Genomic DNA, 15,467 nt, shown 5'->3' on the forward strand with positions numbered 1-15,467 from the left:
GACGGCCGCGGGGTGGCATCCTCCGCACCAGCGGGAGAGTCCTTTGCCGTCGCTTTACGAGCCGTTGGGGAGGGGCGATGGGCGCACGCAGACAGCGCACCGGGCAGGACTGGAAGTTGCTGAAGGAGGCCTGCACCACCCTGCTGGAGCGGGTGCCGGAGCTGGTCGACGAGCATCTGCGGCAGTTGTCCGCGTACTCGGACGTGTACGCGCGGGTGCTGGCGTACGACGTCCAGTGGCGGGAGGCCGAGGAGGCGATGCGGATCGGCGTCGAGACGATCTCGGCGCCCCGCGACGCGCCCCGCAGGGATCTGGTCTACGCGGAGGAGGCGGGCCGGCGCCGGGCGGGCCAGGGCCTGCCCCTGGACCTGCTGGTGCACGCCTACCGCAACGCGGGCTATCTCGTCTGGGACGCCCTGATGGAGAGCGCGGGCGGCGAACCCGACCGGCTCTCGGCGCTGATGCGGTCGGCGACGATGGTGTGGGCGGCCGTGGACGCGCAGGCCGAGGCGGCGTCGGAGGCGTACCGGGCCACGGAGCTGGAGCTGCGGCGCCGCACCGACGAGCAGATGCAGGCCCTGCTCGACGCCCTTTTGGAGGGCCGCCCGGCGCCGGGCCTCGCGGCGCGCGCGGCGGCCGGTCTCGACCTGCCGGAGCACGGACCGTACGCGGTCGTGGTGCTGCGCGTGGAGCGGCGGGACGGGCGGGAGGCGTTCCACCGGCGGATCCAGGATCCCGACTTCCGGTTCGTGTGGCGGATGCGGGCGGACTGCGAGGTGGGCGTGGTCGCGCTCGGCGCGGGCCGCACCCTCGACGATCTGGCGGCGCTGCTCGACGGCCGCTGTCCGGGGCCCGGCGGGGTGAGCCCCGTCGTCACCGGCCTCGCCGAACTCGGCCACGCGCGCCGCCTTGCCGAACTGGCCCTGCGCACCTGCCCGCCGGACACGACCGGCGTCGTCCGCCTGGACCAGCGGATGCCGACCGCTTTCGTGGTCAGCCAGCCGGACCTGGCGCAGCGCCTGGTGTCAGGCGTCTTCGGTCCCCTGCTGACCCTCGAACCGGCCGACCGGGCGGTGCTGTTGGAGACCCTGGACGCGTGGCTGGCCTGCGAGGGTTCCGCGGGCCGGGCGGCGGGTCGCCTCTACTGTCACCGCAACACGGTCTTCAACCGGCTGCGCCGGCTGGAGCAGCTGACGTCGCGATCGCTGTCGCGGCCGCGGGATCTGATGGAGATGACGCTGGCGCTGGATGCGTACCGGTTGTCACCGGGGTGAGGCGGCTTCCGGCCGGCGGAACAGGGCGGTGAGCAGGTAGGGCACCCCGTACGTCACCGACCCCTCCCCCCGGTCCGCCATGGGCCGGATCTCGACCTCCGTCAACTCGCCGAAGAGATGCCGGAGTTCGTCGGGTGCGTAGGCGAGCCCGCCGCCCAGGTCACCGGTCCGGTACAGCTCCTCGTCGGGCACCTCGGAGCCCATCGCGCCCGCGGCGAAACAGGTCAGCCCGAAGTGTCCGCCCGGGGCGAGGACGCGGTCGAGCAGCGCCAGGTAGCTGACGCGGCGGTGCGGCGGCAGGTGGTGCAGGCACCCGGAGTCGTAGACCAGGTCGTAGGTGCTGTGCGGGAGTGGGACGTCGAAGAGGTCGCCCTGGTGGAAGCGCACGTCGACGCCCGATGCGGCGGCGCGTTCCCTCCCCCACGTCACGGCCGTCGCCGACTGGTCGACGGCGTCCACGTCGTAGCCGCGGGCGGCGAGGTACACGGCGTTGCGGCCGGGGCCGCAGCCCAGGTCGAGCGCGCGGTGGCCCTCCGGGCGGAGCGGGCCCTCGTCGAGGTGGGACGCGAGGTTCTCGTCGGGCTTGTCCACGAAGAAGGGGATGTCGCGGTTCCGGTCCGCGTAGAACCGGTCCCACCAGTCGGCTCCGCCGGCGTGCGGGAAGGCGGCGTCGAGCAGGCGCAGGACGTCTTCGGCGGTGCGGACGTTCCGGTTCAACGAATCCCCTCCGTTGGTCCTGCTGGCTTGCTGAAGGCTAGCCGGGGTGGCCGCTTTCTTCACAGGATCTCCGCCTCGCCGTGGGGGCGTGGGGTGGGCGGGAGGCCGCGGCCCGGTGGGGGCGGGGCGCGCAGTTCCCCGCGGCCCTGAGGGCATGCGGCTTCGCCGTGCCCTCCCCGATGGAGACGGCGCACGCAGTGCGCATCTCCAGGGGCGCGGGGAACTGCGCGACCGGCCAGAACGAGACCCGCGGACGCCCGAGGCGCACCGGACACAACGGCGTCGAGGCGCCCGCCCCGCGCCCGGCGACCCTCAGCTCAAGAAGTCGGTGGCGATGCGCTCCGCCACGTCCTCCAGGATCGGCCCCGCCTCGGCGATGCAGCGGGCGACGTCCGGCTCGACCTCCGTCAGGGCGTACGCGCGGCGGATCCCGGCCTTGCCGAGGGCCTCCGGGGCCAGGGCGAGCCGGCCGCAGACCGCGACGACCTCGATCCCCGCGGAGCGCGCCGCGGCGGCGACGCCCGCGGGGGCCTTGCCGTGCAGGGTCTGCTCGTCGAGGGAGCCCTCGCCGGTGATCACCAGCGTGGCCTTCTCCAGGGCGGGGGCGAAGCCGAGGACGTCGAGCATGACCTCGATGCCGGGGCGGAAGCTCGCGCCGAGGCCGACCAGGGCGCCGTAGCCGATGCCGCCCGCGGCGCCCGCGCCCGGCGACTCGGCGTGCTCCAGGGCCGTCGGGCCGACGGACTCGCCGAGCACCTTCGCGAAGTGGGCGAGCGCGGCGTCGAGCTCGGCGACGTCCTCGGGCGTCGCGCCCTTCTGCGGGCCGTAGACGGCGGGCGCGCCCTTGGGCCCGGTGAGCGGGTTGTCGACGTCGCTGGCGAGGACGATGTCCACGTCGGCGAGGCGGGGGTCGAGGCCGGACAGGTCGGCCGAGGCCAGCGTGGCGAGGGGGCCGCCGCCGGGCGCGACCGGGACGCCCTGCGCGTCCAGGAACCGGGCGCCGAGCGCGGCCAGCATGCCCGCGCCGCCGTCCGTCGTGGCGCTGCCGCCGACGCCGAACACGAGGGAGCGGGCGCCCGCGTCGAGCGCCGCGGCGATCACTTCGCCGGAGCCGTACGTGGTCGAGGTGAGCGGTGCGAAGACGCCCTCGGGCAGCAGCTGGAGGCCGGAGGCCTCCGCCATCTCCACCACCGCCGTGCCCTCGCGCAGCGCGTACGCGGCGGTGACCGGCTCGCCGAGCGGCCCGGTCACCCGCACCTCGCGGCGCTCGAAGCCGGCCGCGACCGCCGCCGCGACGGTCCCGTCGCCGCCGTCCGCGACCGGGACGGACGCGATCTCGGCGTCGGGCGCCACCCGGCGCAGTCCGGCTGTCACACGCTGTGCGACCTGCACCGCGGTGAGCGACCCCTTGAACTTGTCCGCCGCGATCAACACGTGCCGCGCGGCCTGTGCAGCGTCCGCCACCTTGCTCCCCTTGCTGTTCGGGCCTTGCTCGCGTCAAGGCAGTCGCGCCGCTGCGACCATAACCGCAGGAGGGGCCCGCTGCCCATGGTCGTCCGCTCCACGAAACGGCGTGCCCAGCCGTTAAATCCTCCAATGCCCGGTCATAGTGGGGCGCCATGAGCACGGAAACGATCGATCAACCCGCTCCGGAAGATCACGGCCAGGACCCCGCGGAGACCGACGACTCCCCCGACCTCACCGTCGTCGGCATCGGCGGCGTCGCCGTCCTCGCGGTCGTGGCCTGGGCGGCCCTCGGCAAGAAGTCCTTCGAGGACGCGTCGGGCACGGCGCTGTCCTGGGTCCTGGCGAACTTCGCCTGGCTGTTCGTGATCGCCGCCGATGTCTTCCTGGTGCTGTGCCTGGTGCTCGCGCTCAGCCGCTTCGGCCGGATCCGGCTCGGCCGCGACGACTCCAGCCCGGAGTTCAGCAACCTCGCGTGGATCGCGATGATGTTCAGCGCGGGCATGGGCATCGGGCTGATGTTCTACGGGGTCGGGGAACCGCTCACCCACTACCTCAACCCGCCCCCGGCGGGCGGCGTGCAGCCCCGCAGCGGCGGTGCGGCGCTGGTGGCGATGGAGTACTCGTTCTTCCACTGGACGCTCACGCCGTGGGCGATCTACGGCATCGCGGGCCTCGCGCTCGCCTACGCGGGGTTCCGCAAGGGGCGCGGGAACAGGCTGAGTTCGGTGTTCGTGCCGCTGATCGGCGCGCGGCGGGCGGCCGGCTGGCCCGGCCGGGTCATCGATCTCCTCGCCGTCTTCGCGACGGTCTTCGGCACGGCGACGAGTCTCGGGGTGGGCGCGCTGCAGGTGGCCACGGGCCTCGACCTGACGGCGGGTGTGGAGAACACGACGACGGTCCAGCTCGTCATCATCGTCGCTCTGGGGGCGGCCTTCGTCGGCTCCGCGTTCTCCGGCCTGAACAGGGGCGTGAAGTGGCTGAGCACCATGAACATCGTGCTCGCCGCCTGCCTGATGCTCTTCGTGTTCGTGCTCGGCCCGACCGTCTACATCCTGGACGCGATCCCGGCGAGCGTCGGCGGATATCTGCATCAGCTGCTGCCGATGGCGTCGCGCACGGGCGCGTTCACGGACTCCACGTGGCTGGGCGCGTGGACGATCTTCTACTGGGCGTGGTGGCTGTCGTGGGCGCCGTTCGTGGGGACGTTCATCGCCCGGATCTCCCGGGGCCGGCGCATCCGCGAGTTCCTGGTGGGCGTGCTGCTGGTGCCGAGCGGGGCGACCGTCGTGTGGTTCTGCGTGATGGGCGGCACCGGGATCCGCCTCGACTCCACGGGCCGGGTCGACATGGCGGCGAAGGTCTCCGAGGGGGCGGAGGCGTCGCTGTTCGCGATGCTGGACGCGCTGCCGCTCGGCACGCTCACCTCGTGGGTGGCGATGCTCCTCGTCATGACGTACTTCGTCACGAGCGCCGACTCCGCGTCCCTGGTGATGGGGTCGCTCACCAGCCGGGGCGCGTTGCACCCGCGGACCTGGCTGGTGGTCATGTGGGGGGTGCTGATGGCGGCGGTCGCGGCGGTACTGCTGGTGGCGGGCGGCCTCGACGCGTTGCAGAGCGCGACGATCCTCGTGGCCCTGCCGTTCGTCGTGGTGATGCTGGCGCTGTGCTGGGCGCTGCTGAAGGAGCTGCGCGAGGACCCGGGCGCGGGCCCGGCCCGCGGGCACGCTCTGCACGGTCTGCGGGACGCGGTACGGGCGATGGTCGGCGACGCGATGACCGGGCGGACGCCGGGCGCCGACCGCCACCACCGGCTGCGGCGGCTCACCAAGTCCCGTGACCAGGAAGACCGTTGAGCGCTGACAGTTGATGTACGGAAGCGGGTAGACCGGACTCATGACGCCAACGAGCCCCCAGCTCACCGAACGCGTCCTCGCCGACCGTGTGCTCGGCGGCTGGCTCGGCCGGATCGCGGGCAACATGCTCGGCAAGCCGGTCGAGCAGGGCGAGGTGTGGACGCGCGAGCGCATCGACCGCTATCTGCGGCAGGCCGAGGCCCTGCCGCTGACCGACTATCTGCCCGAACCCCCCTCGGACGACGTGGAGTCCGCGCTGCGCCCGGAGTGGCGCCGCTGCGTGCGGGGACGCATTCACGGCAGCTGCCGCGACGACGACGTGGACTACGCGGTCCTCGGCCTGCACCTCCTGGAGACGCACGGCTTCGCGTTCACGACGGAACAGGTGGGCGAGTTGTGGCTGCTGCGCCTGCCCTACCTCCAGACGTTCACCGCTGAGCGCGCCACGTACCGCAACCTCGCCAACGGCCTGAAGCCGCCGCTCACGGCGACGTACGACAACCCCTACCAGGAGTGGATCGGCGCGCTGATCCGCGCGGACGTGTTCGGCTGGACGTCTCCCGGGGTGCCGCGCCGGGCCGCGTCGCTGGCCCGCCGCGACGCGGTGCTCTCGCACACCGGGAACGGCGTGTACGGCGCGATGTGGGCGGCGGCCCTGGTGTCGGCGGCCTTCACGGCGCCGACCCCGCGCGCCGCGCTCGACGCGGCGCTCACCGTGATCCCGGCGAGCAGCCGGCTGGCCCGGGTCGTCCGCCGCACGATCTCGCTGCACGACTCGCGGCTGACCTGGGAGGAGACGCTCGCCACGATCGAGGAGGAGGCGGGCGGCCTCGGCTGGATCCACACGGTCCCGAACGCCGCGGTGATCACCGCCGGACTGCTCTACGGCGACGGCGACTTCACCCGCACCGTGACGCTGACCGTGCGCGGCGGCCTGGACACGGACTCCAACGGCGCGACGGCCGGCTCCGTCGCCGGCGTGCTCTGCGGCGCGGCGGCGATCCCCGACCGGTGGAAGGCGCCGCTGGAGGACCGGGTGCGCAGTGCGGTGTTCGGGTTCGACGGGGTGCGGATCAGTGAACTGGCGGCGCGGACGGTGGAGTTGGTGGAGGTCCGGGACACACCGTGAGGCGGCCGTCCGGTCGCCCTCCCTCGGCGCTTAGGGTGACCGGATGACCACTGACGACTACGCCACGTACATCGCCTCGCTCCCCCGCGTCCTGGCCGGGGCCGCCGTGCTGTTCCGGGACGGCGCGGGGCGGGTGCTGCTCGTCGAGCCGAACTACCGGGAGGGCTGGGCGCTGCCGGGCGGGACCGTGGAGTCGGACGACGGGGAGACGCCGCGCCAGGGTGCGGGCCGCGAGACGCTGGAGGAGATCGGGCTCGACGTGCCGGTGGGGCGGCTGCTCGTCGTGGACTGGGTGCCCGGCACCGCGCGGCCGCCGATCGTCGCGTACCTGTACGACGGCGGGGTGCTGGACGAGGAGCGGATCAAGGCGATCCGGCTGCAGGAGGAGGAGCTGGTGTCGTGGCGGTTCGTGGCGCGCGACGAGCTGGACGGGTATCTGCTCGGCGCGCTGGGGCACCGGGTGGGCGCCGCCCTCGACGTCCTCGACCAGGGCGCCGGCACGGTGGAGCTGGAGAACGGCCGGCCGGTGCGCTGAGGCCCGCCGTGGGCGGCCCGGTTCCGGGTTTTCGGAGGTACGCACAAACCCAAAGGCCGCACCTTTGGTCATCTACGCGCGTTGACAACTCGTGTGGCGGCGGGTGAGCTTTCCGTGGACAGTTTTTTCCTACCGGAGCGACGGTGCTCCGGAGCAAAGGGGCTCATTCCGTTGGCCAGGAAGATCATCCTCGACTGCGACCCGGGGCACGACGACGCGATCGCCATGCTCCTCGCGCACGGCAACCCCGGTATCGAACTGGTCGCGGTGACCACCGTCGTCGGGAACCAGACCCTGGAGAAGGTGACCCGCAACGCCCTGTCGGTGGCGGCGATCGCCGGGATCACGGGCGTGCCGTTCGCGGCGGGCTGCCCGCGTCCGCTGGTCCGCGCGATCGAGACGGCCCCGGAGATTCACGGGGAGAGCGGCCTCGACGGCCCGGACCTGCCCGAGCCGGTCACCGCGCTCGACCGGCGGCACGCCGTCGACCTCATCATCGACACCGTGATGGCGCACGAGCCGGGCGAGATCACGATCGTGCCGACCGCGGGCCTGACGAACATCGCGCTGGCCGCCCGCAAGGAGCCCCGCATCGTCGAGCGCGTCCGCGAGGTCGTGCTGATGGGCGGCGGCTACCACGAGGGCAACTGGAGCCCGGTCGCCGAGTTCAACATCGTCATCGACCCCGAGGCCGCCCACATCGTCTTCAACGAGACGTGGCCGGTGACCATGGTCGGCCTCGATCTCACCCACCAGGCGCTGGCGACGCCCGCCGTCGAGGAGAAGATCAGGGCCGTCGGCACGAAGCCCGCGCGGTTCGTCCTGGAGCTGCTCGACTTCTTCCGGGAGGCCTACCGCGAGAACCAGGGCTTCGAGCACCCGCCGGTGCACGACCCGTGCGCCGTCGCGTACGTCATCGATCCGGGCGTCATGACCGTCCGCAAGGCGCCTGTCGACATCGAGCTGCGCGGCGCCCTCACCCTCGGCATGACCGTGACCGACCTGCGCTCCCCCGCGCCCGCCGACTGCCACACGCAGGTCGCCGTCGACCTCGACCACGAGCGCTTCTGGGACCTCGTCGTGGACGCCCTCGTACGCATCGGAGAGCCCGCAGCATGAACGTCGCCGCCTCCCCCCACACCCCGGCCGGCGACTCCCGCGCGGGCCGCCCGGCCCGGGTCGGCGCCCTGATGGTCGCGCTGCTCGCGGCCAGCTTCGCCTTCCAGCTCAACGCCTCGATGCTCAGCCCGGCGCTGACGACGATGGCGGACGAGCTGCACACCACCGCCTCGGCCGTCGGCGTCACCCAGACGGCCTTCTTCACGGCCGCGGCCCTGTTCTCGCTGTTCCTGCCGCGCCTGGGCGACCTGATCGGCCGGCGCAAGGTGCTCACCGGGATGATGGTCCTGATGGCCGTCGGCTGCGTGATCTCCGCGCTCGCCGGCTCCGTCGGCACCCTCGCCATCGGCCGCGTCGTCCAGGGCGCCTCCGGCCCGACCATCCCGCTCGCCCTGATCATGCTGCGCGTCGAGGTCCCCGACCCGAAGCGGTACGGCACGCTCCTCGGTGTGGTCACCGCCGTCAACGGCGGCATCGCGGGCGTCGACTCGTTCGCGGGCGGCTCGCTGGCCGAGCACCACGGCTACGCCTCGATCTTCTGGGTCATGACCGGCTTCGCGGCCCTCGCCGCCGTGCTCGTACGGTTCCTGGCGCCCGACTCGCGCGCGGACGAGCGGCCGCCCATGGACTGGCCGGGCGTCGCGCTCCTGGTCGTCTCCGTCGGCGCCCTGCTGATCTCCTTCAACGAGGCGGGCAAGCTGGCCGACGCGAACTGGCCGCTGGCCGTCGGCCTGCTGGTGCTGGCCGCGCTCGCGTTCTGGGCGTTCTGGCGCATGGAGACCCGCGCCGAGCACCCGCTGGTCACCACGCACCTGCTGAAGCGCCGCGCCACCTGGTCGATCCTGTTGTCGACCATGCTCACCATGACCGGTGTCTTCGCCGTCATGAACGGCCTGCTGCCCGGCTTCGCCCAGGACACCGCGGTGGGCCTGGGCCTGGGCGCCGAGGGCGCCACCTGGTGGACGCTGACGCCGTACGCGCTCGCGGGCCTCGCGATGGGCCCCCTCGCCGGACGGCTCGCGGCGACCTTCGGCTACGGCCGGATCCTGCGCATCGGCCTGGTCGCCACCGCGGCCGCCACGGTCCTCGCCCTCCTGACGCTGCAGACCGACTCGTCGGGCCTGCTGCTCACCGTCTCGATCCTGCTCGGCGCGACCTACGCGGGCACGGTGAACATCATGCTCAACGGCCTCGGCATCCTGCTCTCCCCGAAGGAGAACCCGGGCTTCCTGCCGGGCCTGAACGCCGGTTGCTTCAACCTGGGCGCGGGGCTCAGCTTCGTCGTCCTCTACGCGGCGATGGACGCGATCGCCCCCTCCGACGGATCGTCCGTCGGCGGCTACAGCGCGGGCGTCGTGGCCGGCCTCGTGCTGATCGTGGCGGCCCTGTTCGCCTCGATGCTCATCCCGAAACCGGTGGACGCGGAGGCGACCGCCTGACCTACCCTCGACGCCATGAGCGCCACACCTTCGTCACAGCCCCTCGTCGCGGTCCTGACCGGTGCCGGTATCAGCACGGACTCCGGGATCCCCGACTACCGCGGGCCGAACGGGGTGTGGCGCAAGGATCCGGACGCCGAGAAGCTCGTCACGTACGACTACTACATGAACGATCCGGAGATCCGGCGCCGCGCCTGGCAGGTGCGCCGCCGGGCCGTCACCCTGACCGCCGAGCCGAACGCGGCGCACCGTGCGATCGCCGGCCTGGAGAAGGCGGGCGTCCCGGTGCGGGTGATCACCCAGAACGTGGACGGGCTGCACCAGCTCGCCGGGATGCCCGACCGCAAGGTGCTCGAACTGCACGGCTCGGCGCGGCAGTTCGTGTGTACGCAATGCGGCGGGCGGGGCCCGATGGAGGACGCGATCGCGCGCGTCGAGGCGGGCGAGGACGACCCGGGCTGCCCCATCTGCGGCGGCATCCTCAAGTCGACGACGGTGATGTTCGGCGAGCATCTCGACCCGGCGGTGCTCGGCGAGGCCGTCGCGATCACCAAGGCCTGCCAGGTCTTCTTCGCCGTCGGCTCCAGCCTCCAGGTGCATCCGGCCGCGGGCCTGGCGGGCCTGGCCGCGGAGCACGGCGCGCGCCTGGTGGTGGTCAACGCCGAGCCGACGCCGTACGACGAGGTGGCCGACGAGGTCGTGCGTGAGCCGATCGGGACGGCGCTGCCGCGTCTGCTCGGCGAGTTGACCGCACACTAGAAGAGGGCGGCGTCGCACTCGAAGTCGAGGAGGCGGCGCTTGCGGTCGAGGCCGCCGCCGTACCCGGTGAGGCTTCCGTTCGCGCCGATCACCCGATGGCAGGGGACGATCACGCCGACGGGGTTCTTGCCGTTGGCCAGGCCGACGGCGCGCGAGGCACCCGGGCTGCCGAGGGCCTCGGCGAGTTCGCCGTAGGTGCGGGTCTCGCCGTACGGGATCCGTCGCAGCTGCTGCCAGACGGACCGCTGGAAGGGCGTGCCGTGCAGCGCGAGCGGGAGGTCGAACTCCTTCAACTCCTTCTGGAAGTAGGCCTCCAGCTGGTCGATGGCGGCGCCGAAGGGGCGTGCGTCGCGTTCCCCGAACGTCTCCTCGGCGGGGCGGTGGCGCTGCTCGGTCATGTAGAGGCCGGACAGCGTGCCGTCGGTGGCGACGAGGGTGAGCGGGCCGCAGGGGCTGTCGATGACGGTGTGCTGCTTGCGTTCCATGGCGTGCGTTCCTCACTCGGGCAGGACGTTGATCGGGTGGTCGTCGGTGGCCCACAGGTACTGGACGGCGTACGCCCGCCAGGGGCGCCAGGCCGCGGCGCGCGCGGTGAGGGCGGCCGGGGTGTGCGGCAGGCCCGATTCCTGTGCGGCGCGCCGCATTCCGAGGTCGGTGGGCAGGAAGGCGTCCGGGTCGCCGAGGGCGCGCATGGCGATGGCCTCGATGGTCCAGGGGCCGAAGCCGGGCAGTTCGGCGAGCCGGGCGCGGGCCTCGTCCCAGTCGGACTCCGGACCCAACGTCAGCTCACCGTCGGCGAGTTGGCGTACCAGCGTGATGAGTGTGGTGCGGCGGCTGCGGGGCAGGGCGAGGGACTCGGGGTCGAGGGAGGCGAGCGCGGCCGGTGCCGGGAAGAGGTGGGTGAGGCCGCCCTCGGGGTCGTCGACCGGTTCGCCGTGGGCCTGGACGAGGCGGGCCGCATGGGTGCGGGCGGCCGCGGTGGAGACCTGCTGTCCGAGCACGGCGCGGACGGCGAACTCGGCCTCGTCGACGGTACGGGGCACGCGGCGGCCCGGCGCCTTGTCGACGAGGGGCGCGAGCAGCGGGTCGGTGCGCAGTTGCGCGTCGACGGCGACGGGGTCGGCGTCGAGGTCGAGCATGCGGCGGCAGCGGCTGATGGCGACGGTCAGATCGCGCTGGTCGGTGAGGATCAGCCGGCAGCCGATGTACTCGGCGCCTGGGGTCAGGGCCACGATGCCGTGACCGTACGGGAGCCGGAGGGTGCGGCGGTACGCGCCGTCCCGCCACTCCTCGACGCCGGGTACGGCGGTGGCGGCGAGGTGCCCGAAGAGGTTGTCGGGGGTGAGGGGGGCGCGGAACGGCAGCCGGAGCGTGATCGCGCCGGGCGTGGCCGGGTGCCGGGGAGCGCGGGCGCGCAGTTCGCTCGGGGAGAGCGCGAAGACCTCGCGGACGGTGTCGTTGAAGGTGCGGATCGAGGCGAATCCGGCGGCGAACGCGACGTCGGCCATCCGGAGCCCGGTGGTCTCGATGAGCAGCCGTGCGGTCTGGGCGCGCTGGGCGCGGGCGAGCGCGAGCGGTCCGGCGCCGAGCTCGGCGAGCAGCTGCCGCTCGATCTGCCGCTCGCTGTAGCCGAGCCGGTGGGCGAGGCCCGGGACGCCCTCGCGGTCGACGGCCCCGTCGCCGATGAGCCGCATGGCGCGGGCGGTGAGGTCGGCCCGCTGGTTCCACTCCGGGGAGCCGGGGCTGGTGTCGGGGCGGCAGCGCTTGCACGCCCGGTATCCGGCCTGCTGGCAGGCGGCGGCGCTCGGGTAGAACACCATGTTGCGCGGTTTGGGCGGCACGACCGGGCAGCCGGGCCTGCAGTAGATGCGGGTGGTCAGGACGGCGGTGAAGAACACCCCGTCGAACCGGGTGTCCTTGGCCTGCACCGCCCGTACGCACCGCTCGGTGTCGGTGTGCATGGCGGCTGTCCCCTGGGCCTGGTCGGTGGGCATGTCTCAAGGATCGGGCATGGTGAGCGGCTCGGCTGGCGGGAATCCGACATGAACGTCGCGACTCCGCCGGCCACCGACAGGGGGGCGCGCACCCCTCCGAGTGATCCCGGTCCGCGCATCGGCGCACTCCAATGCGCCCCCTTGTGGACAGCGCACGCCCCTGACCTGCGGCAAATTCGTCAACTCCGTTGAGAACACGAGCTGTTCGGACGATATGACCGGTTTTGCAGGATCGTCCCTGTGCCTACAGTCGTGCCGCTGATTCGTTCGCCCGACGCCGTTCACGGCCGTCATCAGGAACAGAGCGAGGTTCGAGTGACCGTAGCCGACCGTCCCGCAGGGGTTTCCCGAGGCCGCACAGCCGCGGTTCTGGAGGGGCTCGCGGGCTGGGTGCCGCCGCACCGGATCTCGAACGCCGAGCTGCCGGCCGCCTGGGGCGTCGACGACGCCTGGGTACGGCGCCGCACCGGCATCGCCACCCGCCACTGGGCCGGGGCCGGGGTGCGCACCGGCGACCTGGCGTTCGAGGCGGCCCGACGGGTCCTGGCCGAGCTGGACGGTCCCGCCCCGGACACCGTCCTCGTGGCGACCTCGACACCGGACCGGCCGATGCCGGCGATGGCGCCGCAGCTGGCCGTTCGGCTCGGCCTCGGGCAGGTGGCCGCCTGGGACGTGGCGGCGGCGTGCAGCGGCTTCGGGTACGGACTGGCCTCGGCGGCGGGCGCCCTCGCGGCCGGGTACGCGCGCCGGGTGCTGCTGGTCGCCGCCGAGGTCTACTCGACCCTCGTCGATCCCGCGGACCGCGCCGCGGGCGTCGTCTTCGCCGACGGAGCGGGCGCGGTGCTGCTGCGCCGGGGCACGTCCGACGAGCCGGGCGCGCTGCTCGCGTTCGACCTGGGCAGCGACGGCAGCGGGCACGAGCTGATCCAGGTTCCCGGCGGCGGCGCCGCCGAGCGGGCCCGGCCCGCCGCCCACACCCCGGCCGACCGGCACTTCCGGATGGCGGGCCGTGAGGTCTACCAGCACGCGGTGACCCGGATGACCGAGTCCTCGCTGCGGGTGCTCGACCGCACCGGGTGGACGACCGGCGACGTCGACCGGTTCGCCGCCCATCAGGCCAACGCCCGGATCCTCGACGCGGTCGGGGAACGGCTGCGGCTGCCCGGCGACCGGCAGGTCACCAACATCGAGCGGGTCGGCAACACCGGCGCCGCCTCCCTGCCGCTGGCCCTCGCCGACGCCGCGTCCCGCGGCCGACTCGCCCCCGGTGAGCGCGTGTTGCTGACCTCCTTCGGCGCGGGCCTGACCTGGGCGTCCGCGACCCTGTGCTGGCCGGACCTGCCCGCCGTGGCACCGGTCGACCCGGCGGCGGCCGTGACCGCGACCGCCGGCCGCTGACCGACAGCGCCGCGCACCCCCACCCCACGCCCCACCGCTCGGTCCCGCCCCGCTCCCCTCACCGCGCGCCGCTCAAGGCCTCGCGGTGCGTGCCCTCGCCGTGCCCCGATCCGGCGTGTCCCGCACCGCCGGGACCGTTCCGGGGCGCCGCCCCATCCGTTCGTCCCTTCCTCTGAGGAGTCCGTCCCGCGAAACCCCGCGGCAATTCCCGCAGCGGTCCCCCAGGCCAGCCCGTAGCAGCCCCGTAGCAGTCCCCTGGAAAGGAAAGGTGCATCATGTCCGCCGAGTCCCCCGTGGCCTCCGCCATCACCGAGGTCCTCACCGAGAAGTTCGAGGTCGACCCGGCCGCAGTACGGCCCGGCGCCACGCTGGAGAGCCTCGACCTCGACTCCCTCGCGCTCGCCGAACTCGCCCTCACGCTCCAGGAACGGCTCGGCGTACCGGTGGACGGCGACGAGGCCGCGAAGCACGTCACCGTCGCCGGGCTGGCCGCCGTCCTCAGCGCCAAGTGCACGGTGGCGGAGGCCCGGTGACACCGGCCGACCGTTCCGTCGCCGTCACCGGCCTGGGGCTCATCACCCCGGCCGGTGCCGGTCGCGAGGCCACCTGGGCGGGCCTGCTGCGCGGTTCGTCCACCGCGGCCCGCGACCTCGAACTCAAGGGCTGTCCCGTCGACTTCTCCTGCCGCGTACCCGAACTCCCGCCCGCCGTGGGCCGGATCGGCGGCGGCCGGGCCTGGCGGATGGGCCGCTTCACCCGGCACGCGGTGCTCGCCGCACGGGAGGCCGTCGCCGACGCCGGGCTCGTCCCGGGGGACGGCTGGGACGGTGCCCGGGTCGCCGTGGTCATCGGCTCGGGGCTCGCGGGCGCCGCGCACCTGGAGGACCAGACCCTCCGCTTCCACCAGGGCGGACCCGAACTGGTCGCGCCCACGCTGGTCCCCATGCTGATCCCGAACATGGCGGCGGGCGAGGTCGCCCTCGACCTCGCCGCGCGCGGCCCGTCCCTGGCCACCGAGACCGCGTGCGCCTCGGGGGCCAGCGCCCTCGTCGTCGCCCGCGACCTGCTGCTGAGCGGGGCCTGCGACATCGCCGTCGCGGGCGGCTCGGAGGCCGCCGTCACCCCGGTGGTGACCACCGGGTTCCAGCGGATGGGCGCGCTGTCGGCGCGGACCGGTGAACCCGCCGTCGCGTCCCGCCCGTTCGCGGCCGACCGGGACGGGTTCGTCATCGCGGAGGGCACCGCGATCTGTGTCCTGGAACGCGCGGCGGACGCCCGGGCCCGCGGCCGGCGCGGCTACGCGCTGCTCGCGGGCGCCGGACAGTCGACCGACGCCCACCACCCGACGGCGCCCGCCCCGGGCGGCGTCGTCGCGGAGACGGCCCTGCGCGCCGCCCTCACGGACGCGGGCCTGTCCCCCGCCGACGTCGACCACGTCGACGCGCACGGCACGTCCACCCCGCTCAACGACCTCACCGAGGCCGAGCTCATCGGCCGCGTACTGCCGCACGGCCCGAGTGTGACCGCGCCCAAGGGCGTGCTCGGTCACAGCCTGGGCGCGGCCGGGGCCGTGGAGGCGGCCGTCACCGCGCTGACGATCCATCACGGCACGGTGCCGCCGATCGCCAACCTGACGCCGGAGCGGCTCGAGTTCCCCCTCGACTGCGTGACCGGGGCGCCGCGCGCCCAGCGGGTGCGGGCCGCCGTCAGCCACTCCTTCGGTTTCGGCGGGCACAACGTCGTGCTCGCCCTGACCGCGGTGTAGCGCCCCCGCCCGGCACCG

The 15,467-nt window shown here is 73.7% G+C and carries 14 protein-coding genes; 10 read left to right on the forward strand and 4 right to left on the reverse strand.

What is annotated here, in order from left to right; all coding sequences use genetic code 11:
- Positions 1-77 precede the first annotated feature (77 nt).
- The gene (locus ACQUQD_RS08270) at positions 78-1,274 is read left to right on the forward strand and encodes a PucR family transcriptional regulator (RefSeq protein ID WP_428951371.1); all 1,197 of its coding nucleotides are present in this window, start codon (positions 78-80) and stop codon (positions 1,272-1,274) included.
- Here the strand turns inward: ACQUQD_RS08270 and ACQUQD_RS08275 are convergent.
- Positions 1,263-1,991, reverse strand: coding sequence for a class I SAM-dependent methyltransferase (locus ACQUQD_RS08275; RefSeq protein WP_428951372.1), 729 nt, complete (start codon positions 1,989-1,991; stop codon positions 1,263-1,265). The genes ACQUQD_RS08270 and ACQUQD_RS08275 overlap by 12 nt on opposite strands.
- Before the next feature lie 312 nt (positions 1,992-2,303).
- Positions 2,304-3,455 carry a glycerate kinase gene (locus ACQUQD_RS08280; protein ID WP_428951373.1) on the reverse strand — a complete coding sequence of 384 codons (1,152 nt, stop codon included), beginning with the start codon at positions 3,453-3,455 and terminating at the stop codon, positions 2,304-2,306.
- Between the two features lie 155 nt (positions 3,456-3,610).
- On the opposite strand from ACQUQD_RS08280, the gene ACQUQD_RS08285 reads away from it, so the two are divergent.
- The 6 genes from ACQUQD_RS08285 to ACQUQD_RS08310 all read left to right on the forward strand — a co-directional run bounded on the left by ACQUQD_RS08285 (position 3,611) and on the right by ACQUQD_RS08310 (position 10,292).
- Entirely contained in the window at positions 3,611-5,311 is a 1,701-nt protein-coding gene (locus ACQUQD_RS08285; RefSeq protein WP_428951374.1) for a BCCT family transporter, read from the forward strand.
- Positions 5,312-5,351: 40 nt separating this feature from the next.
- Positions 5,352-6,440 carry an ADP-ribosylglycohydrolase family protein gene (locus ACQUQD_RS08290; RefSeq protein WP_428951375.1) on the forward strand — a complete coding sequence of 363 codons (1,089 nt, stop codon included), beginning with the start codon at positions 5,352-5,354 and terminating at the stop codon, positions 6,438-6,440.
- Between the two features lie 43 nt (positions 6,441-6,483).
- Positions 6,484-6,975, forward strand: a complete 492-nt coding sequence (locus ACQUQD_RS08295; protein ID WP_428951376.1) for an NUDIX domain-containing protein — start codon at positions 6,484-6,486, stop codon at positions 6,973-6,975.
- 171 nt (positions 6,976-7,146) lie between these two features.
- Complete coding sequence (locus tag ACQUQD_RS08300; protein ID WP_428951377.1) at positions 7,147-8,094, forward strand: nucleoside hydrolase; 948 nt, start codon at positions 7,147-7,149, stop codon at positions 8,092-8,094.
- A complete protein-coding gene (locus ACQUQD_RS08305; protein WP_428951378.1) occupies positions 8,091-9,533 on the forward strand; it encodes an MFS transporter in 1,443 nt (480 codons plus the stop codon). Before ACQUQD_RS08300 ends, ACQUQD_RS08305 begins: the two co-directional genes overlap by 4 nt.
- Positions 9,534-9,548: 15 nt before the next feature.
- Positions 9,549-10,292 carry an SIR2 family NAD-dependent protein deacylase gene (locus tag ACQUQD_RS08310; RefSeq protein WP_428951379.1) on the forward strand — a complete coding sequence of 248 codons (744 nt, stop codon included), beginning with the start codon at positions 9,549-9,551 and terminating at the stop codon, positions 10,290-10,292.
- On the opposite strand, the gene ACQUQD_RS08315 is transcribed toward ACQUQD_RS08310, so the two are convergent.
- Together ACQUQD_RS08315 and ACQUQD_RS08320 are read right to left on the reverse strand one after the other, a co-directional pair.
- The gene (locus ACQUQD_RS08315) at positions 10,289-10,777 is read right to left on the reverse strand and encodes a methylated-DNA--[protein]-cysteine S-methyltransferase (RefSeq protein ID WP_428951380.1); all 489 of its coding nucleotides are present in this window, start codon (positions 10,775-10,777) and stop codon (positions 10,289-10,291) included. The genes ACQUQD_RS08310 and ACQUQD_RS08315 overlap by 4 nt on opposite strands.
- 12 nt (positions 10,778-10,789) lie before the next feature.
- Complete coding sequence (locus tag ACQUQD_RS08320) at positions 10,790-12,253, reverse strand: AlkA N-terminal domain-containing protein (protein WP_428957487.1); 1,464 nt, start codon at positions 12,251-12,253, stop codon at positions 10,790-10,792.
- A gap of 348 nt (positions 12,254-12,601) precedes the next feature.
- Here ACQUQD_RS08320 and ACQUQD_RS08325 point away from each other — a divergent pair, with 348 nt between their 5' ends.
- The 3 genes from ACQUQD_RS08325 (at position 12,602) to ACQUQD_RS08335 (ending at position 15,449) form a co-directional block, all read left to right on the forward strand.
- Positions 12,602-13,684: a beta-ketoacyl-ACP synthase 3 gene (locus tag ACQUQD_RS08325; protein ID WP_428951381.1), complete on the forward strand. Its 1,083-nt coding sequence runs from the start codon at positions 12,602-12,604 to the stop codon at positions 13,682-13,684.
- A 275-nt stretch (positions 13,685-13,959) separates the two neighbouring features.
- Positions 13,960-14,217 carry a phosphopantetheine-binding protein gene (locus ACQUQD_RS08330; protein WP_428951382.1) on the forward strand — a complete coding sequence of 86 codons (258 nt, stop codon included), beginning with the start codon at positions 13,960-13,962 and terminating at the stop codon, positions 14,215-14,217.
- Positions 14,214-15,449, forward strand: a complete 1,236-nt coding sequence (locus ACQUQD_RS08335; protein WP_428951383.1) for a beta-ketoacyl-[acyl-carrier-protein] synthase family protein — start codon at positions 14,214-14,216, stop codon at positions 15,447-15,449. The genes ACQUQD_RS08330 and ACQUQD_RS08335 overlap by 4 nt, the downstream gene beginning before the upstream one ends.
- Positions 15,450-15,467: the final 18 nt, after the last annotated feature.

Origin of the sequence: Streptomyces sp. cg35 (assembly GCF_050410835.1) — a bacterium.
Classification (GTDB): domain Bacteria; phylum Actinomycetota; class Actinomycetes; order Streptomycetales; family Streptomycetaceae; genus Streptomyces.